The sequence below is a fragment of the Embleya sp. NBC_00896 genome, assembly GCF_045207785.1.
Taxonomy (GTDB): Bacteria; Actinomycetota; Actinomycetes; order Streptomycetales; family Streptomycetaceae; genus Embleya.
This window is the reverse complement of record NZ_CP108777.1, coordinates 1,394,524-1,414,139: the sequence shown is the minus strand read 5'-3', so window position 1 is coordinate 1,414,139 and position 19,616 is coordinate 1,394,524. Positions and strand designations below refer to the sequence as shown.

Sequence of the window (19,616 nt, the reverse complement as noted above, 5' to 3'; positions counted from 1 at the left end):
CCCTGGTCAGGCCGCCTCGGCCGGTTGCGGGAAGCGGGTGCGGAAGGTGAAGGCGTATGGGGTGGGGCCGTGTTCGCGCAGGTGGTCGAGGCGGGCCTTGCCCTCGGTGACGGTGGGGACGGTGCCGATGGGCAGCCACCACAGCACCTGGGACATGTCGGCGAGGTGCTCGAACCAGTCCTGGCGGCGGCGCAGGTATTCCAGGTGGCCGCTGCGGTAGACGAACTGCCAGAGCAGTTCGGCGTCTTCCCACACCGACATGGTCACGATGGTGTCGGCGTCGTACGGCCGGACGTCGGTCGCCTCGGCGACGCCCTCGTCTTCGCCCTTCATCCGCCAGACAAAGCCCGGCGCATCGTCCGCGAGTTCGTTGATCGGGTCGAGACCGGCGACGAAGTCCGCCATGGTGGCGGTTTCCAGGGGGGCGAGCATCCGGGCGACGTTGAACTGGGCGATGTGGTGTGTCGAAGGCATGGGATCACCTCACCAGGTCGCGATGAATATGTCAACGAGAATTGTTTTTAGAGAACGCGCGGACCGTCGGTCTCCGCTCCCGGCTCCGGGATCCGCTCCGGTCCCGGGCTCCGTCCGGTGTCCGGGTCGTGCTCGGTGCGCTCGACGACCACGCAGCACCGCCCGGGGACCGAGTCGAGCCTGGCCCGATGACACGGCGCGTCGACGCCTTCGAGGAGGCCCTCCAGGAGCGCCAGGTTCATGCCGCACACGAGTGGCGGGAAGTCCTCGGCGAGCTGGTGGAAGGGACAGTTCCGCAACAGGATCCGGTCCGCGTCGGAGGGCTCGCCGGTCGGCTCGTAGCCGCGTGCCTCCAGCGCCGCGAGCACCCTCGCGCGCTCGTCCTCGCCCGCCAACGACGGCGCCAGGCCCATCCCGGCGGCGCGCCCGGTGTCGTGCGCGGCCGCGTGGACCGCGCGATCCGCCCCGGCCCGCTCGACCGCGTCCGCCAGGATGTGGCCTGCCGTGTCGTACGCGCGTGGTGGCAGCGTCACGCTCGTCTCGACCGCGCTGCGCCGGTACAACTTCGCCGGCCGCCCGGCGCCGGGTCCGCCCTTGCCCGCCGGCCGCGCGAACTCGGTGTCGAGCAATCGCGCCTCGACCAGCTTGTCCAGGTGGAACGCCGCGAGCGTGCGCTGGATCCCGGTCGCCTCGGCGGCCTCGGCCCGTCCGACCGCGGTCCCGGCCGCGGCCACGTATCGGTACAGCGCACGCCGCACCGGATCGGCGAGCACTCCGACCGCGTCGAGCGCGCCGTCGTCGGATGGGGAGGAGGACGAAAGATCGGACACAACCGGAGTGTAGGCGAGCGGATTCGCCCGACGGCCGGCCGGATACCGCCGTCGGACGCGCCGCGGGTCGCCGGGGGAGGGTCAGGTGCCGGGCAGGGTGCCGGCGACGACCTCGCCGCCCTTGAGCACCGCGAGCGGCGGGCGGTCGGCCAGGACGCCGATGTCGATGGTGGGGTCGCCGTCGAGGATGAGCAGGTCGGCGAGCCGGCCGGCTTCGACCGTGCCCAGGTCCGTGCCCCGCCGGGCCAGCTCGGCGCCGTTGCGGGTGGCCCAGCGGATCACGTCGAGCGGGGTCACGCCGGCGTGCTCGGTGTACAGGCGCAGTTCGGCCCCGTACATGCCGTGCGGGAAGCCGATCGCGCCGTAGTCGTCGCCGAGGACGAACCGGACGCCGGCGGCCTGGGCCTTCGGGATCATCGCGTACATGTGGTTCAGGTCGGCCCGGATCGCGTCGGCGGCGAAGCCCAGGCGCGCGCCGGAGCCGGAGCGCGAGCCTGCCCCCGAGCGGGAGCCCGAGCCCGAGCCCGAGCCCGAGCCCATGAAGCCGAGGAAGTGCTTCGGGAAGTGCAGCGAGGGGACCACGAACGCGCCGGTCTCCACCAGTGCGGCGATCACCTCGTCGTCCATCTCGTCGCAGTGGTCGACGATGTCGATGCCGAGTTCGAGGGCCATCATGATCGCGGGCTTGTTGACCAGGTGCGCGCGGATCAGCACGCCGCGTTGGTGGGCCGCCTCGATCGCGGCGGCCAGTTCCGCGCGGCTCATCTCGATCCGGTCCTTGGGCGCGGTGGTGCCGTGGCCGCCGGTCACGAAGAGCTTGATGACGTCGGCGCCGCGCTTGATCTCCTCGCGGACGCCGAGCCGGAAGCTCTCCGCCCCGTCGCACAGCCGCACCGCGCCGGACGCGCCCATGCCCCAGTGCCACGGGACGCCGTCGTTGGAGTGCCCCGTCGTGGACAGCTCGCGCGAGGACGCCCAAAACCGCGGCCCGCGGATCAGCCCGTCCTCGATCGCGCGCTTGACGCCGCCCTCGACGTCGTTCGAGCCGCCGGCGCCGACCACGCCGGTGTAGCCGAGTTCGAGCGCGGTGCGCAGGTTCCCGGCGGCGATCAGTGCCTGGTAGGAGGGCGGATACTCGTTGCCGTACGGGGTGTTCGGCTTCGAGCCGAGCTCGTGGTAGGTCGCGTGGAAGTGGCACGTGAACATGCCGGGCATGACGCTACGCCCGGCCAGGTCGACGAGCACGTCACCGTCCCGAGGCGCGGGGCGCTCGGCGCCGACGGCGGTGATCCGCTCGCCCTCGACCACCACTGTCCGGTCGGCGACGGCGGCGTTCGTTCCGTCGAGCAGGTTCGCACCGGTCAGCACCAGACGAGTCACGGCAGCCTCTCCTCCGTTCCGTACCTGACACCGCGTCAGGTGCGACGTGCAGACATGTATGACAGAGGTGCCGGGAGGAGACAAGGGCCACCGGGTGGAGCGGGCGGCGCCCACGCCGGTCACCGCCGGCGCGGGGCGGCGCGCGAGACCGCGTCCGGGTGGGCGCGTGCCCACCCGGACGCCGCCCGGGTCAGACGAGTTCGGCGGTCAGGGTGATGGTGGTGCCGGTGAGCGCCTGGCTGACGGGGCAGTTCTTCTTGGCGTCCTCGGCCGCCGCGGCGAAGCCGTCCTTGTCCAGGCCGGGCACCTCGCCGCGGACGGTGAGGTGGATGCCGGTGATGCCCTCGCCGGGCTGGAAGGTGACCTCGGCCCTGGTCTCCAGGCGGGTGGGCGGCGTGCCCGCCCCGGCCAGGCCGTGCGAGAGCGCCATCGAGTAGCAGCTGGAGTGGGCGCCCGCGATCAGCTCCTCGGGGCTGGTCTTGCCGTTGGCCTGCTCGGCGCGCGCGGGCCAGGAGACCGGGAAGTCCCCGATGCCCGACGAGTCGAACGTGACGATTCCGCTGCCCTTGAGCAGCTCGCCTTCCCAGACCGTGTGTGCGGTGCGCGTCGTAGCCACGATGGCATACCTCCTGTGCGGGAACAGTTCCTGGAACAGCGGGTCCATCGTCCCGCAACCGACCGGATCGAAAAGCCACTTGCCCGGCGAGTCGCGCACACGCGTGCGTCCGCGAGGACCGCTACAGCGGATGGATGTCCGCCCACAGCGCGACCGCGCCCGCCGTCAGCGGTGCCAGTTCGCCGCCGGCGCCGTTCTCCCACCACGCGCCCTGGCCGGGCCGCAACGCCTGTTCGCAGTGCCAGTCGCCGTGCATCACGTACACCACCCCGGCGTGCCCGGTGGGCAGCGCCACCGGCGCGGTGACGCGTTGTACGCGCGCCGCCCACTGCCCGCGCCGCGTCATGATGTTGAAGTCCCGGCTGCTGCCGCCCAGCAGCGTGGCTCGCAGCGCCACATCGCCGGAGAACGCGAACGGTTCGCCGGCCTCCAGCGTGTGGTCGAGCGACCCGGCATCGAACAGGCGTACGCCGTCGCCCGTCAGGAGCGTGATCGAACGGTCGATGCCCGGGAAGGCGGAGAACGGCCCGTCCTGGGCGATCGTGGCGATGCTGGCACGCCACGGGAAGTCGCCCGTGTCCGACGTCCCGCAGGCGATTTCCCGGGTTTCGCCACCGCCGTTGCGCCAGGGGCTGACCGGCAGCGTCTCGACATCGAAAAAGTTCACACGCACGCCTCTTGCTGGAAGGTCCTCGGCACTCGGGCCCGGTCCGTCCGGCCCGGGGAGACCAGGATAGGGGCGCGGTCGGGCCCGCGGACACGCGCGTGGGCCGAGGCGGAGTGCCCGGGCACGGGCATGTCGGCCGGGGCGCGCGCCGCAGAGCGAAGTCAAGAATGTTTGACACGATGTCAGTGTTGTTTTACCTTCGCCGATGTCAGGTTTGTTTTACATGGGAGCGAGTGTGGCGTTCGAAGAGAAGCGTGCGTGGATCATGGCGGTGGTCACGGTCGGCACGTACGCGGCCTACCTCGCGATCGTCCTCGGGCGAGCGGGCGACACGCCCCTCGCCGAGGTGTCCTATGTAGCGACGCTGCTGTGGACCATCGGCGCCGCGATCCTGGCGGCGATCGTGCTCGAGGTCGTGGTCGCGGTCGCCGGACCCGGGGACGCCAACAAGAAGGACCATCGCGACCGGGAGATCGGCCGGTTCGGCGAGCACGTCGGCCAATCGTTCGTCGTGATCGGCGGCGTGGCGGCACTGGGCATGTCGCTTGCCGAGGTGGACCACTTCTGGATCGCCAACGCGATCTACCTGGCGTTCGCGCTGTCTGCGATCCTCGGCTCCGTCGCCCGGATCTTCGCCTACCGACGGGGTTTTCAGCCGTGGTGAAGCCGACCAGGGTCACCAACGCGATCCGGGCCCTGCGCTTCGCGCACGGCGAGATGACCCAGGCCGACCTGGCCAACCGCGTCGGTGTGACCCGCCAGACCGTCATCGCCATCGAGCAGGGCCGCTACTCGCCTTCCTTGGAGATGGCGTTCCAGATCGCCCGGGTGTTCAGGGTGCCGCTCGACGAAGTGTTCCAGTACCCGGATCCGCACGCGGATCCGGACCGTGCAGGGGAGACACCGTGAAGGCAATCGTTCAAGACACGTACGGCTCGGCCGATGTCCTGGAGATCGAGGACATTGGCTTGTCATCATCGGCGGCGAGGGTGGCGGGCGGTGGCTCGGCGGCACCGATCGCACGCTCCGGGCGCTGCTGCTGTCCCCGTTCGTGGGTCAGCGGCTGCGGGGGATGATCCGGAAGGAACGCGCGGACGACCTCGAGTTCCTGCGGCAGGTCGTCGAGGAGGGCAAGGTCGTACCGGTCATCGACCGCACGTTTTCGCTCGACGAGGTCCCCGAAGCCATCCGGTACGTGCACGAGGGGCACGCACGCGGCAAGGTCGTCATCACCCTTCGAGACTCCGACGAGGGCTGACCGAGGACTGACCACCGAGGGCTGACGACCGAGGGCTGACGACCGAGGGCTGACCACGCCGATCACCAGGATGCCGTCGGGTCGGTCGCGCCCACCGTCACGCGGCCCGCGGCGGTGACTCGGGGCCGCGCCGGATTGCCTGTGGGCGGGGCGGGAGCGATCCTGGAATATCGGGACGCCACACGATTCGTCGTCGGCCGCGTGCCCGGGAGAGCCTTTGTCGCCCGCGCGGCCCCGACCCCGCGGCCTCGGACCTCGCGGCCCGCGCACCGCGGTTCGCGCCCCGGCGGCGGAAGGAGCCGGACATGGCGATCGACGCCGACCGGCTCGCCGTCGTGTCGCTCGACGCCGAGCGGGCCGGCGACGCGCGACTGACCGGCGGCAAGGCCGCCCAACTGGCCCGCGCCGCCGCGGCCGGACTGCCCGTCCTCCCGGGATTCGTGGTCGTCCCGGCCACACACGCACCCGACGCGCCCCACGGCGAGGAGGAACTGCGTCGGGCCTGGGCGGCGCTGGCAGGCGACGGCACGCGGCCGCTGATCGTCCGCTCCTCCTCGGCGCACGAGGACACCACGCACTCCTCGATGGCCGGGCAGTTCGCCACGGTCGCGGACGTACGGGGCTGGGACGACTTCACCGCGGCCGTGCGCGTCGTCCTCGACTCCGCCCACCGCGTCGATGCGGTGGCCGGCGGCGCCGACGACATGGCCGTCCTGATCCAGCCGATGGCGCGCCCGGTCGCGGGCGGGGTGATGTTCGGGGCGGATCCCGTCGAGGGCCGCGACGACCGCATTCTGATCAGCGCCGTGCCGGGCAGCCCCGCACGGCTCGTGGACGGCCGGACCGAGGGTGTCCGCTACCAGCTCACCCGGTACGGCCGGCGACTGCACACCCGGCCCGCCGAGCCGCGTCGCAGGCACGTTTTGGGTACGCGGCGGCTGTTGCGCCTGGTGGCGCTCGCCCGGCGGACCCGGCGCCTGTTCGGGGCCCCACAGGACATGGAGTTCGGCTTCGACGACGACGATCGGCTGTGGCTGTTCCAGTCCCGGCCGATCACCGCGATGGCCGCCCGGCCGGCGCGTGGGGCGCGTCTGCTCGGACCCGGGCCGGTGGCCGAGACCCTGCCGGAGGTGCTCCAACCGCTGGAGGAGGACCTGTGGGTGGCGCCGATGGCCCACGGCCTGGCGGTCGCCCTCGACCTCACGGGGGCGGCGCCGAGGCGCCGGCTGCGCGCGGTCCCGCTCGTGCGCACCGTCGACGGACGGGCCGTGGCCGACCTGCGGCTGCTGGGCGCCGTTCCTTCCCCGCACCGGGTCCTCGACGTCCTCAACCCCGCGCCCGGCGCCCGCGCGGCCGGCGCCGCGTGGCGGGTGGGGCGGCTGCGCTCGGCGTTGCCCCTGCTCGCACTGGACCTGATGGCGGACGTGGATCGCCGACTCGCCGAGTACCCGGCCCCGGGCGAGATGCTCGGCGGCCGGCTCGTGTCCGCCGCGTCCTGGGGCCGCCGGGCCCTGTCGGCCCTGCACGCGCAGGAGGCGCTGGCCGGGGCACTCCTGGGCGGCGGCTCGGGCATCACGGTCGCCGGCGAGGCCTTGGCCGTGCTGTCCGAGGGGCGCGCGGCGGGCGGCTCCGACGCGGATCTGATGGCGGGTCGGCCGGTCCTGCTGGCGCTGGTGCCGCCCTCACTCCACCGTTCGCACGGGCTTCCCGCACGCACGGGCTGGACGGGAGTGCCGCGTGGGGTGGGCACGCTGCCGGTTCGGGAGGGTCTGCGGCTGCGGATCCGCTGGGTGCAGGAGATGCAGGTGGGCATGGTGCGCGAATTCGCCGTCCGGCTCGCGGCGGCGCATCTCCTCGACGACCCGGCCGACGTCGCGTTGCTGCGCTGGAGCGAACTCGTCGCCGCGGCCGACGGCGTCGACCTGCCGGCCGACCTGTCCGTTCGGGTGCCCCGGCCGGAGCGCCCACCGCTGCCCGCCGAGTTCCGCCTGGTCGCGGGCCGGCCCGTCGCGGAGCCGAACCGACCGGGCGGCGGTGCCGGTGGGCAGGGTGCGGGCGGGGGTACGGGCACGGGCACGGTGTGGGACGGCGAGGGCCCGCGGCCCGCGCGCGCGGTGCTGGTCGTGCGGGTGCTCGACCCCGCGCTCGCGGCTCTGTTGCCGGGCCTGGCCGGACTGGTGTCCGAGACCGGGAGTCCGCTGTCGCACCTGGCCGTACTCGCGCGGGAACACCGTGTGCCCACCGCCGTCGGCGTGGGCGGTGCCGTGGACCGCTTCGTACCCGGGACCGCACTCACCGTGGACGGCGCCACCGGCCTGGTGACCGGCCTGGCCGAGGCGGCCGGGGACCGTGCGCGTGGCGGGACGGGTGGGAACGGCGCGGGCCCCGGGAAGGGGGCGGTCGCGTGAGATACGTGGGGTATCTGTTCGGCGGCCTCGCCGGCGCCGCGTCCGCGTGCTACGCGGTGGTCTACCTGTACCGGTGGGAGTGGAACCGCGCGATCTTCTGCCTGTTGCTGTTCGTGATCGTCGAGATCCTGGTCGTCGCGACCATGCTGCTCACCCGCATCGCGCGCCTGGAGCGGCTCCTGGGCGAGGCCGACACCCGCACCGAGGAGGCCAGGCGACGGTTGGGGCAGGCACCCGGGCCGGACGTGGAGGGGCGGTTCCGCTGGCTCGACACCGAGCACCTGGGTACGCGCGACACGCACCACGTGTTCGTCCCGGTCCTGCTGGCCGCGGGCGTCGTGCTCTCCGGCGTCGCCTGGGTGATCCAGCGGATCGCCCGGCTGATCGGGCGCCCGGTCTCGGCGGGGATGCTTGCCGGTCGGTTGACGGCGCTGAACGCACCGTCCGACACGGCCCTGGGCGCCGAAGTGCAACTGGAGGACCTGCCGGCGGTCGCACCCGCCCGCCGTGTGCGCGCGGTGGCGCTGGTGGCCGGCTCGGTGCTCGCGGTGATCCTGCTCGCTCTGGTCGTCGACCGCCTGGCGGACGCCACCGAGAGCCGGGCCCAGGGGGTGCCCGAGTCGGTCGCCAGCACGGTCGTCTTCCGGGTGATCTCGCGTGAGGAACGCGACATCGCGCGCGAGGTGGCCGCGCGTGAGCTGTGGGAGGGCTGCCGCAGCTCCACCGGGGCCCGCCCCGAGTACTCGGCGCTCGGCCGGCTCGACGCCGACGTATGGGTGGGCGTCGTGCGGCCGGCGCTCGCCGAGCCGGACATGATGCGCCTGCGCGGTTGCCTGCTGGACACGAGCGCCTTCCACGCTCGCGCGGAGATCCTGGGCGAGGGTCAGGTTCCGCCCGTGCGATGAAAGTGGGGCGATATGGGCCTAATGACCATTAAATTGCGATAGGCACTAAATATCTTGAGGTCGATCGGTTAACCTGGTCAGTACGTCCCGTCGGTTCACAAGCGCCCGGTACGTTGTCCACCGCCCGCCTGCTTCGACGGTGATTCCCCTTGTCCGGACCCTCGGTCCTCATTCCTTCCGCCCCCGATGCCCCGTCCGCTTCGTCTCCCTCGTCTCCTGCGACCGCGCCTTCCGCGCGTCGTCGGCGCGGGGTGCGGCGAGCGTTGAAGTACGTGCTCGTCTGCGTGCTCGCGTACGGCGTGATCTGGCTGGTTTCCGTCCTGGGCATGCTCGGGGCGCACGCGGTTGCCCAGCAGGGCGAGTCCGCCGGAAACGCGGTCGCGGGCATGAACCACGTCAAGCAGGTCGACGACAAGCTGTGGCGCGGTTCCGCGCCGGGCGTCGCCGGATACCACGAGCTCGCCGACCGGGGCGTGCGCACGGTCGTGGACCTGCGCGCGGAGAAGATGTCGCAGGCCGACCTGGACCGACCGGCGCAGGCGGGGCTGACCCTGGTGCGACTTCCGATCCGGGACGGGCAGACCCCCACCGAGGCTCAGGTCGACGAGTTCCTGCGGGTCGTGCGCGCCTCCGACGGACCGGTGTTCGTGCACTGCGGTGCCGGCGTCGGCCGCACCGGCGCCATGACCGCCGCCTACACGGTACGCACCGGCGCGGCCACGCCGAGCGAGGCCGCGCGGCAGGCACTGGCCGTCGGGCCGCCCTCGGTCGAGCAGGTCTACTACATCCTCGGCAACGACCGGAACGGCAGCGACCAGCCGCCGATCCTGATCCAGATCATCAGCCGCATCCTCGACGCACCGCGCCGCATCAAGGCGTCGCTGTAGTCGGACCCGTCGGGTTCGTACACCGGCCGCCGAGAGGCGGGCGCGGGCCGTCCGGGCGTCCGTGCTCACCCGGCTGCCGGGGGACGGGTGTCAGGCGGCGGGTGAGCGGGCGATGTCCACGGCCAGGGCGTTGAACGCTCGGATGCGTTCGGTTTCGTGCGACATACGCCAGATGAAGCCCCATTCGAGGGGGTTCGCGTCGGTGAACGGGATGTAGGCGACATCCGGTCGCAGGTAGAAGCGCGTCACCTGGGCGCCGGCCGTGAAGGCGCCGACCTCCGCGCCCACGAGGGCCAGGGCCTCGGGGAAGGTGGCGGCCCTGGGGCCGTGGGCGATGGGCCTGCCGCTCGGGGTGTGCGACGGAACGCGGTCTTCGGTGATGGAGGGCGGACCGTTCTCCGGCATGCGGATGAGGGTGATGTCGGCCAGGTCCTCCAGGCCGACCTCGCCCTTCGCGGCCAGCGGATGACGGATGGGGACGGCCAGGTATCGCGGTTCGGACCACAGGGTGGGGCCGGTGACCAGATCGGGTTCGACGACGGGGCGGCTGTTGAGGACCATCTCGGTGGAGTGGTCGCGCAGGCCCGAGAAGGAGCTGTTCATCTGGAGCTCGCAGATCTCGATCCGCGACGTCGGGTGTCGCTCGCCGAAGACGCGGCTGACCTTCAGGACGAACTGCCCGGCCGCCGCCCCGGCGTACCCGACGCGGAAGGCGCCGTCGAAGCCTCGGGCGGCCATCACGGCGCGCTCCAGGGCCAGTTGAATCTGCCGGTGACCCGGAAGCAGGTCGTCCCGGAACCGGAGACCGATCGTGGTCAACGCGACCCGGCGGCTGGTCCGGTCGAAGAGGAGGGCGCCGATCCGCCGCTCCAGCTTCTGGATGATCTGGCTCACCCTGCCGGTGGTGAGATGAAGCCGCGCCGCGGTGGCTCCGAAGTGCAGTTCCTCCGCGAGGACCAGGAATGCCTCGATCTCATAGCGTTCCACGGCACTCCCGGCATCGTTTAGTTCGGCTCAACGACGATAGACCGGCGCTCGTCGATCGATCGCGGCAGCCCCCGGTCCTGGCGCCCCCGATCCCGCAGCCCGATCGCGGGCGCCCAGCATGTCGCCGCGCGGAATTCGACACCGGGCGCCCGCTCGGCCCGGGTCCTTCGCCGACAGCGCGACGACGGCCCGGCTTCCCGCGAGCGCCCGGTCTCCCGCGTGCGCCCGGCGCGCGCGAGCGACGGCGACGAAAGCACGGACTTTGCCGAGTCCTCCTCGGGAACCGTCCGCTCGTGCCCGGCAGCGACACGTTTGGTCGAGCGCCCGTTCGAGGTGCCTTCGCCGGCCCCGCGCCTTGCTCCTACATCCGTGCGCTCTGCCGGGTCGGGGTACAGCCCACAAGCATGAGCGGACGCTCTCCCGAGCGGCCCCGTCCGCACGATGCAGGAGGCTCCGTAATGACCACGAAAGCCATCGGGGAAGACCCCGCTTCGCCGCGCACGCCGCGCTCGAAACCCGGGTCCGACGGCATCCCCCGTCAATCCGCCACCGACGCGTCGGGCAAGCCGAGGACGGGCGAACCCCCGGACCAGGAACTGGCGTTCAAACCGGCGGGACGCGACACCGATGTCGCGCTGACGAGGATCACCACCAGGGCGATGGCGGCCCGCCTGCCCCGGCTGATCATGCGCGCCATGCGCCTGGCGTGGAAGGCCGATCCCCGCGCGCTGGCCGCCTTGTTGGTGTGTCAGGTGCTCGCCGGGCTCCTCGAAGCGGGCGGCCTGCTCGCGATCACGGGGACGATCACCGCGCTCATTTCGTCCGGGGACGTCGCCGACCGCCTGCGCGACGCCCTGCCTTCGATCGTCCTCCTCGCCTCCGCGGTGGGGCTGCGCGCGGTCCTGGGGATCGCCGTCGTGGGCCTGTCCGCTCGGGTGACCCCGCGCCTGTCCCGTGAATCGGAATGGCTTCTCCTCCAGGCGGCCTCCCAGGCGGAGTTGGCCGCCTACAACCACCCCGGCTACCAGGACCGGTGGGACGCGGCCGACCGCGGCATGCAGTCGATGCGCGGGCTGATGCCGCAGTCGCAGGACGTGCTCGCCTCCTGCGCCTCGCTGATCGCCGCCGCGTCCGTGCTCACCGTCCTGCACCCACTGCTGCTTCCGCTGCTCCTGCTCGGCGCGCTGCCGCGCGGGGTGGCCGCGGTGCGCGGGGCCCGGGTCGAGTACCTGACCACGCTCCGGACCCAGGACGAGCGGCGCCTGCTCAGCATGCTGCGTTGGCACATCTCCGACCAACGCTGGGCCGACCAGGTCCGCGCCTCGACGATGGCGCCGTATCTGCTGGGTCGGTACTCGGTCGCCGCGGAACGCGTGCAGCGCGTCACCCAGGCCGGGGCCTGGAGCACGGCCAAGATCGGTCTCGTCGGCGCCGCCGTCGGCGGCCTGGCCGCGAGCCTGGTGTGGGGCGCGCTCGCGTACCTGCTGTCCAGCGGCCGGATGTCGGTCGCCGCCGCGGGCACCGCCGTGATCGCGCTGCGCACGGTCGGCACGGCGCTCGGCGGCCTGGTCGTCTCCGGCAGCCGGTTGTACAGCGTCGGCCTGTACCTCGACGACTGGGCGCGGTTCCTCGACGAGGCCGGTGGCCACGCGATGCGGCGCGGCACGCTCGTTCCGGAACCACCCGTGGTGGTACGCGCGGAGCAGGTGACGTACAACTACCCCGGCAAGGCCACCCCCGCCGTGGACGGCGTCGACCTGGAGGTCCGCAAGGGTCGGATCCTCGCCCTCGTCGGGGAGAACGGCTCCGGCAAGTCCACGCTGTCCCGGCTGCTGTGCGGCCTGTACCTGTCCCACGAGGGCCGGGTCACCTGGAACGGCGACGACGTGGGCGACCTGGATCCGCACGCCGCCTGGTCCCACCTGGGCTATGTTCCCCAGGAGATCGCCCGCTGGCCGCTGTCGGCACGCCTGAACATCAACCTCGGGCAACCGCGCGGCGATGACGCCGACGCCGTGCGGCGCGCCGCGGCCGCGTCGGGTGCCGACGACGTCGTCGCCGGGCTGCCGCGCGGCCTGGGCACGCTGCTCGCCCGGGAGTGGTGGGGTGGCACCGACCCGTCCGTGGGCCAGTGGCAGCGATTCGGCATCGCCCGTGCCCTGTACGGCGAACCGGGCCTGATCTGTCTGGACGAACCCACCTCCGCCCTGGATCCGCGGGCCGAGCACCGGATCTTCGCCGGCCTGCGCGACATCGCCCGGGACAGCGCCGTCGTCCTGGTCACCCACCGCCTCGCCAACGTCGCGGTCGCGGACGAGATCGTCGTGATGGCGGCCGGCCGGGTGGTCCAGCGCGGCACGTTCGGCGAACTCATCGCCGATCAGGGGGGATTGTTCGCCGAGTTGTGGCGACTCCAACAGGACCGCGGCGCCGAATCCGACACCCGGCTGTGAGCCGCGCTTCGTCGAGCCGGTGAAGTGCCGTCGTTCCGTGGGCCGGGGCGGGTCCGGCCGGCCCGGCCCATGGAATGGCGGTATTCGTGCCAACCAACGACAGGGGACGTCATGGTGGATGTCGGGACGAAGGTCAAGGCGGTCAAGAGCATCGGCAGCGGTCTCACCCAAGCGGTGCCGCTGGGGTCGGAGGGCATCGTGGTGGCCCACCTTTTCGACGGGCGGTTGGACGTGCGGTTCACGCTCCCCGGCCTGCTCGGGGGCACCAGATCGGTGAACGTGCACGTCGCCGTCGCCGACGTGGCGGCACTGTGAGCGGTCCGCGTCGACCGGCGCCGGAGAAGCGGGCCGTGGCGGCGGGCGGGAGAGCGCACCGTGTGAGCCTTCTCGGGTCGTAGCGGACCGCCGACCGCACGTCAGCGTTCGTCGGCATAGCGGTCGACAAGCTCGGTGCCGATCCGGGCCAGTTCGGCCTGGACGGATCGTGGTTCGACCACCTCGATCGTCGCGCCCCAGCCGGCGAGGTGCCGGGCGATGTCCAACGGGGTCGGTGCGGCGACGCGGACCCGGGCGCGCCCGCGGTCGAGCTCGCCGTCGGTGTGGCAGTGCCGCCCGAAGTGGTCGCGCAGCACCGGCACGAACCGGGCCTCGACGAGCACGGTCGCCCAGGTGCGCGAACGCCGCTTCTCCACCTCGCCGACGACCTGTTGCCACGCGGTGGCGAGGGTGAAGTCGTCCGGGCGCTCGGCGGCCCACCCGGAGGCCGCCGCACGCTTCGAGGCGCTCGACAAGACCGCCCGCTACCGGATCATCCTGCCGCTGTTGAAGGCCAGGACCCCGGCCGGGCGGGCCTCCCGCCTGGCGAAGGCGATCTCGGACCTGTCGACCCGGTGAAAGCCGATCGTCGCGCCACCCTTAGCCCGGTAGGTCGGGCAGTGGTCGGCATGCGGCGAGCACGGCACTCCTTCTCACGCGTTCGGGACGGTGTCGACGGGGTCGCCGAAGGCGGCTGCGAGTGCCTTGGCGATCAGGTCGGGCAGCTCGGTGCGTCCGTCGTCCGCGGCCCAGCGCACCAATGCCGTGTGCATGGCGGCCAGGCAGGCACTTGCCGCCACTTGGGCGTGGAACGCCGCTTCGGGGTCGGTGGCCTCGTCCCCGAGGGCGTCGACGATCGCCTGCTGAAGGGCGTAGTGGTTGTCCAGGTGCCTGGCCCGCAAGGCCGGCGTCGAGATCATGAGCCGGAGGCGGGCAAGCAGGAACCGCTCGTTCGCCGTCGGGCCGTCTCCGTGGCCGCCACCGGTCAACGTCGTGGCCGAGTCGACGAGCGCGCGGCCGATGCGGTGGACCAGGGGCTGCTCGGCGGACGAGGCGAGGATCCGATCGGCGACGAGCCTGCCGTTCTGGTCGAAGAGGACGAGGTCCTCCTTCGTGGGGAAGTGCCGATAGACGGTCATGGGCGACACGCCCGCGGCTTCGGCGACGTCGTTCACGGTCGTGGCGTCGTATCCGCGCTCGGTGAACAGCCGTACCGCGTGCGCCTGAATCACGCGCTGCGTCTCGGATCGCCGTTGCGCTCGCAACGTTGAGTGCTGGTCGGGCATGTGATAGACACTACCGCAGTGGTAGTCACTAACAGATTGGTAGCAACTAACAGATCGGGGGGTTCGGCATGAGTGATCCGACCGGCAGGACGGCCCTTGTGACCGGAGCATCGCGCGGCATCGGGCAGGCGATCGCGGCGCGGCTGGCGGCGCTGGGGGCAATGGTCATCGTGCACTTCGGCACGGACGAGGACGGTGCGAAGGCGACGGTCGACGCGATCGAACGAACCGGTGGAACCGCGCTCGCCGTCGGGGCGGAACTGGGCGTGGACGACGACGTCGAGACGCTCTTCGCGGGAGTCGAGGCCGGCCTGGCCGGGCGGCCGCTCGACATCCTCGTGAACAACGCGGCGGCCGCGCCCGCCGGCCCGCTCGGAGTCACGACGCGGACGCAGTTCGACCACCTCTTCGCGGTGAACGTGCGAGCGCCGTACTTCATCATCCAGCGAGCGTTGCCACTGCTCCGCGACGGTGGCCGCATCATCACGATCTCGTCCGTGGCGACCCGGATGGCCAACCCCGCCCAGACGTCCTTCGCCATGACGAAGGGCGCGGTCGAGACGATGAGCATGACCTTGGCCAACGAGCTCGGCGTCCGAGGAATCACGGTGAACGCGGTTGCTCCCGGCGCCACCCGGACGGCGACCAACGGATCGTCCTTCGAAGCGCCGGGCCTGGCCGAACTCATCGCCGGCGCGACGGCGCTGGATCGGCTGGGCGGGCCCGACGACGTCGCCGACGTGGTCGCGTTCCTCGCCTCCGACGCCGCGCGCTGGATCACCGGTCAGGTCATCGACGCAAGTGGCGGCCTGTTCCTCGGCCCGCGCGCCTGATCGCGGGTCGCCGACAAGAATTCGCTACTCGATGGTGGCTGAACCGATTCTCGGGGGACCGCCGGCAGTCCACCGAGATCACCACCGCGCCGGAGCCGTCGGCCATCCCGCCCGGATCACGCACCGATCGGTGCCTGTCCCGCGACCCGGCCGGCGCCCGGCCACTCCCTAGGCAAGGGTGTCGACGGCAGCCTGTACGAAGGCGCGGGCGAGCGGGGTTTGGCCGGCGGTGCGCCAGACCAGCCCCCATTCGAGGTCGGGGGAGTCGTGGATGGGAACGTACGCGATGTCGCCGCGCGAGAAGTACTTGGTCGCGTGCCGGGGGACCGGCGAGATGCCCAGTCCGGCGGCGATGGTCGCCAGCGTCTCGTGGGCCGTCGTACTGGCGGGACCGCGCGGGATCGGCTTGCCGCTGGGCGTCTGCGCCGGGTTGATCGCCTCGGCCCAGTAGGCCGGGACCGAGTCGTCGGTACGGAACACCGGCCCGACCGCCAGGTCTTCCAGCGATATCGACTCGCGCCGCGCGAACTCGTGCCGGGCCGACACCGCGAGCACCAGCGGCTCGGTGAGCACGACCGGACCCACCGTCAGGTCGGGCTCCTCCACCGGCAGCCATACGAGTTGCAGATCGACCTGACCGCTGCGCAGCAGCCCGAAGGGGTCGCCGAGATGCGCCTCGCGGATCCGCAACTCGCAGTCGGGGTGCCGGGTCCGGAAGGACTCGACGATCTCCGGGATCTCGGCCAGCGTCGCGTCCATCGTGCCCAGGCGCAGCACTCCGCTCAGGCCGCGGGCCGCCGCCGTGGCGCGCTCGATCCCGTCCTGGATGCGCTGGTAGCCGGCCGCCAGGTCCTCGCGCAGTTGGAGCCCTATCGGGGTCAGCGCCACCCGCCGGCTGGTTCGCTCGAACAGCGGTGCGCCGATCCGGCGTTCCTGGGCCTTGATGGCCTGGCTGACACGTGCCGAGGAGATCAGCAGCCGCTCGGCGGTGCGGCCGAAGTGCAGTTCCTCGGCCAACACCAGGAAAATCTCGATGTCCCGCAGTTCCATCCGCCCGCTGCCCTCCGCCGCCCGTTGCCCCGCCGGCACCCATAACCCACGTGTTACCGATTGTTGCAGCCTTCGCCGTTGTTCGGGCGGCGGCCCCTGACCGAGGGTGGACACATGCCGGGGGCGCCGGATCGGCCCGCGTTCCCGACACCTCAACGAGTACGGAAACGGGGGAAGCCATGCCCAAAACCGCCATCGTCACCGGTGGGACCGGAGTGCTGGGGCTCGCGCTGGTGCGCGGGTTGTGCCGCCGGCTCGGCGACGACGGCGTCGTCTACCTGACCGCCCGCGACCCGGATCGGGGCCGGCAGGCCGTCGACCTGCTGCGCCGTGAAGGGCTCGCGCCACGCCTGGAACCGTTCGAACTGGGCGACGCGGCGAGCGCCCGGGCACTCGCCGACACGGTCGCGGACCGGCACGGCGGCGTCGACATCCTGATCGCCGGTGCCGCCTCGCGGATCGAGCTCGGGGTACGCAACCAGGACCAGGTCCGCGCGTTCGTGGACGCCAACAACCACGGCACCCACCGGCTGATCGACGCGTTCGCGCCGCTGCTCGACGACGGCGCGCGGTTCGTCCTGGTGACCGGCGTCCTCGGCGGCCTGCGGCACATCCCGCACCGGCTGCGGCCGCGCTTCGACGTCGAGCACGCGACCCTGGACGATCTGGCCGCGGTCATGGACGACTACGTGCGGGCGGTGGAGGACGGTCGCGCGGCGGCCGAGGGTTGGCCGGCGTGGATCGACGTACCGTCCATGATCGGCAGGGTGGCCGCGGTCAAGATACTGGCTCGCGACCTCGGTGCGGAGGCGGTACGTCGCGACATCGTCGTCAACGCCGCGTGCGTCCCTCCCACCGACCGGGACGCGGACCCCACCCGAGCCGCGGCCGACGTACTGCGCCTGGCCACCCTCCCCCCGGGGTCGCGCACCCCGTACGCCCAACTGGTCCGAAACCGGACCGCCATCCCCTTCCACGCCTGACCCCGGCCGGACCGCCCCGACCCGGAACCGCTCGATCCCTCGGCGCGCCTCCCGATGGCCGACGGCAAACGGAAGACGGACGCGGCCCGACGGTGGGGAAGACCGTCGGGCCGCGTCCGGGTCGCCGCCGTGGGCGGTCGACCCTACGCGTCAGCCGCTTACGCTCTCTCGGCCGTTCTCGATGTGGCCGGCCAGCCTGCGGGTGAAGCCGTCGGTGCCCTGGAGGGTGATCGTCACGTCGTACCAGCCGTCGTCTCCGGCCGTGGACCAGTTCACCGATTGGTCGCGCCCGGGGCGCACGGTGACCGTGCGGTCGCGGCCGTAGCCGTTGGCGGTGAGCTTGAACGTCACCGTCTCGCGGCCGTGGTTGGTCAGTTCGAGGTCCAGGACGCGACCCGTCGCGCGGATCCGGGAGGACACCTCGGCGGTCGCCGCCGCGCCGGTGGTGCTGCCGGCGAACTCGCGGCGGAAGCCGTTCGGGCCCACCAGCGTCAGGTCGTAGCGGTCGCCCTTGAGCGCGATCGCGTCCGTGCGCCGGCCCTGCACGTCGTAGTGCTTCGGCTTGGCCAAATCGCCCGAGTAGGGGAACAGTTGCAGGTGCGCGCTGGAGCGGCCGGCGTTGGCGAGGTTCAGCGTGAGCGTGCGCGCGGCCGCGTCCAGGCGGGCCCACGCGTCCGGCTGGTACGGCAGCGCCCGGGCCGGGCGGCGACCGCGCTCGGGCTCGGGCAGCTTCTGGGTCGCCGGCGGCGCGGGCCTCCACCGCGACGTGAACGCCGGCGCCGGCGCGGGGCGCGGCGGTACCTGCGAGCGGCGGGCGCGGTCGAAGTCGAAGACGCCGGTCATGTCACCGGACACGGTGCGTCGCCAGTTGCTGATGTCGGGGGCGCGAACCCCCGTCCAGGTCTCCAGGAATCGGGTCACCGAGGTGTGGTCGAACGTCTCCGAGGAGACGTAGCCGCCGACGGTCCACGGCGACACGACCACCATCGGCACCCGCGCGCCGAAGCCGATCGGCTTGCCGTCGAAGTACTCGTCCGTGACCTCCTCCGGCGGGCGCGGCGTCGGCACGTGGTCGAAGAAGCCGTCGTTCTCGTCGAACGTGAGCAGCACGACGGTCGAGTCCCAGACCTCGCGGTTGGACGCGATCGCGTCCAGCACCTGGTAGGTGATGGTCGCGCTCGCGGCCGGCGACGACGCGCCCGGGTGCTCGGAGTCGGCCGCGGACGGCACCAGGTACGACACCTCGGGCAGCGTGCCCGCGTCGATGTCGGCGCGCAGCGAAGCGGCGAGCGACTGCGGCCGGCCGCGGCGCAGGCCGCGCTCGTACAACGACCGCTCGGCGGCCGGCAGCCCGGCGACGCCCTGCTCAAGCTTGGCCAGCATGACGTCCTGCTCGGCCGCGGGCAGTCCGGCCAGCTTGCCGTAGAAGGAGTCGAGGCTCTTGAAGTCGCCGGCGGCGGCCAGCGCCTTGCGCGCGATCCGCTTGAACGAGACGTAGAACTCCAGGTTGTTGTCCTGGTAGTTGTCCCACTCCTGGTACACCTTCCACGACCGGCCCGCGCGCTCCAACTCCTCGGCGTAGGTGCTCCAGGAGTAGCCCGCGTGGCTGTCCTCGGAGTACGCGGCGTTGCTGATCGCGCGCTGGGTCGTGCTGCCGGGTTCGAAGCCGGTGTAGCCGCTCACCAGGTAGTTGCGGTTGGGCGAGGTCGACGACGGCAGCGCGCAGTGGTACGCGTCGCAGATCGTGAACGTGTCGGCCAGTTCGTAGTGGAAGGGCAGGTCGACGCGGTCGTAGTGGGCCATCGTGGCCGGCGTCTTGGCGCCGATCCAGCCGTCGTTCCAGCCGTCGTTCAAGGCCTTGTGGCCGTCGGTCCAGCCATGGGGGAGGTCGCCGATGTACTGGAGGTCCTTGGACGCGTCCTGCGCGGCCTTGCGCACCGGGAACGGCAGCACGTGGCCGCCGGGGCCGCCGGGCTGCTCGAACACGCTGCGGCCGTCGCGCAGCCTGATGGCGTTGCGGTCGCCGAAGCCGCGAACCCCGCGCAGCGTGCCGTAGTAGTGGTCGAACGACCGGTTCTCCTGCACGAGCACGACCACGTGCTTGATCGCCTTGAGGCCGCCGCGCCGGGGCGGCGACGCGAGGGCCTGCTGTACGGAAGGCGGCAGCAGCGAACCGGCGACGGCGAGTCCCGCGCCGCCGGCGCCGAGTTGGAAGAGCCTGCGGCGCGATACGCCGGAGCCGGAGGGGGACTGAGGGGAGGCCGACACGAAGTGCCCTTTCGCG

At 72.2% G+C, this 19,616-nt stretch carries 20 protein-coding genes and 1 pseudogene; 11 read left to right on the top strand and 10 right to left on the bottom strand.

The window, feature by feature from the left end; translation table 11 throughout:
• Positions 1-6 precede the first annotated feature (6 nt).
• The 5 genes from OG928_RS39620 to OG928_RS39600 form a co-directional block, all read right to left on the bottom strand.
• Positions 7-474 carry a DUF3291 domain-containing protein gene (locus tag OG928_RS39620; RefSeq protein ID WP_331766847.1) on the bottom strand — a complete coding sequence of 156 codons (468 nt, stop codon included), beginning with the start codon at positions 472-474 and terminating at the stop codon, positions 7-9.
• A 47-nt stretch (positions 475-521) separates the two neighbouring features.
• A complete protein-coding gene (locus OG928_RS39615) occupies positions 522-1,304 on the bottom strand; it encodes a helix-turn-helix domain-containing protein (protein ID WP_331766846.1) in 783 nt (260 codons plus the stop codon).
• An 81-nt stretch (positions 1,305-1,385) separates the two neighbouring features.
• A complete protein-coding gene (locus tag OG928_RS39610) occupies positions 1,386-2,684 on the bottom strand; it encodes an amidohydrolase family protein (protein WP_331766845.1) in 1,299 nt (432 codons plus the stop codon).
• 190 nt (positions 2,685-2,874) lie between these two features.
• Entirely contained in the window at positions 2,875-3,300 is a 426-nt protein-coding gene (locus OG928_RS39605) for an OsmC family protein (protein WP_331768276.1), read from the bottom strand.
• Between the two features lie 121 nt (positions 3,301-3,421).
• Positions 3,422-3,973, bottom strand: coding sequence for a HutD family protein (locus OG928_RS39600; RefSeq protein WP_331766844.1), 552 nt, complete (start codon positions 3,971-3,973; stop codon positions 3,422-3,424).
• A gap of 229 nt (positions 3,974-4,202) precedes the next feature.
• Here OG928_RS39600 and OG928_RS39595 point away from each other — a divergent pair, with 229 nt between their 5' ends.
• The 6 genes from OG928_RS39595 (at position 4,203) to OG928_RS39570 (ending at position 9,425) form a co-directional block, all read left to right on the top strand.
• Entirely contained in the window at positions 4,203-4,631 is a 429-nt protein-coding gene (locus OG928_RS39595; protein ID WP_406291593.1) for a hypothetical protein, read from the top strand.
• Entirely contained in the window at positions 4,625-4,876 is a 252-nt protein-coding gene (locus OG928_RS39590) for a helix-turn-helix transcriptional regulator (protein ID WP_331766842.1), read from the top strand. Before OG928_RS39595 ends, OG928_RS39590 begins: the two co-directional genes overlap by 7 nt.
• Positions 4,857-5,225, top strand: a complete 369-nt coding sequence (locus OG928_RS39585) for a zinc-binding dehydrogenase (protein ID WP_331766841.1) — start codon at positions 4,857-4,859, stop codon at positions 5,223-5,225. The genes OG928_RS39590 and OG928_RS39585 overlap by 20 nt, the downstream gene beginning before the upstream one ends.
• Positions 5,226-5,530: 305 nt before the next feature.
• The gene (locus tag OG928_RS39580; protein ID WP_331766840.1) at positions 5,531-7,633 is read left to right on the top strand and encodes a PEP/pyruvate-binding domain-containing protein; all 2,103 of its coding nucleotides are present in this window, start codon (positions 5,531-5,533) and stop codon (positions 7,631-7,633) included.
• A complete protein-coding gene (locus OG928_RS39575) occupies positions 7,630-8,538 on the top strand; it encodes a hypothetical protein (RefSeq protein ID WP_331766839.1) in 909 nt (302 codons plus the stop codon). The genes OG928_RS39580 and OG928_RS39575 overlap by 4 nt, the downstream gene beginning before the upstream one ends.
• A 272-nt stretch (positions 8,539-8,810) precedes the next feature.
• On the top strand, positions 8,811-9,425 hold the full coding sequence (locus OG928_RS39570; RefSeq protein WP_331768275.1) for a fused DSP-PTPase phosphatase/NAD kinase-like protein: 615 nt from the start codon (positions 8,811-8,813) through the stop codon (positions 9,423-9,425).
• Positions 9,426-9,515: 90 nt separating this feature from the next.
• Here the strand turns inward: OG928_RS39570 and OG928_RS39565 are convergent, their stop codons facing one another.
• Positions 9,516-10,412 (bottom strand): LysR family transcriptional regulator, encoded by an 897-nt coding sequence (locus OG928_RS39565; protein ID WP_331766838.1) that lies wholly within the window; start codon positions 10,410-10,412, stop codon positions 9,516-9,518.
• Between the two features lie 458 nt (positions 10,413-10,870).
• On the opposite strand from OG928_RS39565, the gene OG928_RS39560 reads away from it, so the two are divergent.
• A complete protein-coding gene (locus OG928_RS39560) occupies positions 10,871-12,865 on the top strand; it encodes an ATP-binding cassette domain-containing protein (RefSeq protein WP_331766837.1) in 1,995 nt (664 codons plus the stop codon).
• A 111-nt stretch (positions 12,866-12,976) separates the two neighbouring features.
• Entirely contained in the window at positions 12,977-13,180 is a 204-nt protein-coding gene (locus OG928_RS39555; RefSeq protein WP_331766836.1) for a hypothetical protein, read from the top strand.
• A gap of 101 nt (positions 13,181-13,281) precedes the next feature.
• Here OG928_RS39555 and OG928_RS39550 read toward each other — a convergent pair.
• A pseudogene (locus OG928_RS39550) lies at positions 13,282-13,614 on the bottom strand (WYL domain-containing protein); the annotation flags it as partial.
• On the opposite strand from OG928_RS39550, the gene OG928_RS39545 reads away from it, so the two are divergent.
• Positions 13,535-13,759 carry a YdeI/OmpD-associated family protein gene (locus OG928_RS39545; RefSeq protein ID WP_331766835.1) on the top strand — a complete coding sequence of 75 codons (225 nt, stop codon included), beginning with the start codon at positions 13,535-13,537 and terminating at the stop codon, positions 13,757-13,759. The pseudogene OG928_RS39550 and the gene OG928_RS39545 overlap by 80 nt on opposite strands.
• 74 nt (positions 13,760-13,833) lie before the next feature.
• Here OG928_RS39545 and OG928_RS39540 read toward each other — a convergent pair whose 3' ends face one another.
• On the bottom strand, positions 13,834-14,466 hold the full coding sequence (locus tag OG928_RS39540; protein ID WP_331766834.1) for a TetR family transcriptional regulator: 633 nt from the start codon (positions 14,464-14,466) through the stop codon (positions 13,834-13,836).
• A 68-nt stretch (positions 14,467-14,534) separates the two neighbouring features.
• On the opposite strand from OG928_RS39540, the gene OG928_RS39535 reads away from it, so the two are divergent.
• Positions 14,535-15,299 (top strand): SDR family oxidoreductase, encoded by a 765-nt coding sequence (locus tag OG928_RS39535; protein WP_331766833.1) that lies wholly within the window; start codon positions 14,535-14,537, stop codon positions 15,297-15,299.
• A gap of 168 nt (positions 15,300-15,467) precedes the next feature.
• On the opposite strand, the gene OG928_RS39530 is transcribed toward OG928_RS39535, so the two are convergent.
• Positions 15,468-16,349, bottom strand: coding sequence for a LysR family transcriptional regulator (locus OG928_RS39530; RefSeq protein WP_331766832.1), 882 nt, complete (start codon positions 16,347-16,349; stop codon positions 15,468-15,470).
• A gap of 179 nt (positions 16,350-16,528) precedes the next feature.
• Between OG928_RS39530 and OG928_RS39525 the strand changes: the two genes are divergently transcribed.
• Positions 16,529-17,332, top strand: a complete 804-nt coding sequence (locus tag OG928_RS39525) for an SDR family NAD(P)-dependent oxidoreductase (RefSeq protein WP_331766831.1) — start codon at positions 16,529-16,531, stop codon at positions 17,330-17,332.
• Positions 17,333-17,482: 150 nt separating this feature from the next.
• On the opposite strand, the gene OG928_RS39520 is transcribed toward OG928_RS39525, so the two are convergent.
• Positions 17,483-19,600: a phosphocholine-specific phospholipase C gene (locus OG928_RS39520; protein ID WP_331766830.1), complete on the bottom strand. Its 2,118-nt coding sequence runs from the start codon at positions 19,598-19,600 to the stop codon at positions 17,483-17,485.
• Positions 19,601-19,616 lie beyond the last annotated feature (16 nt).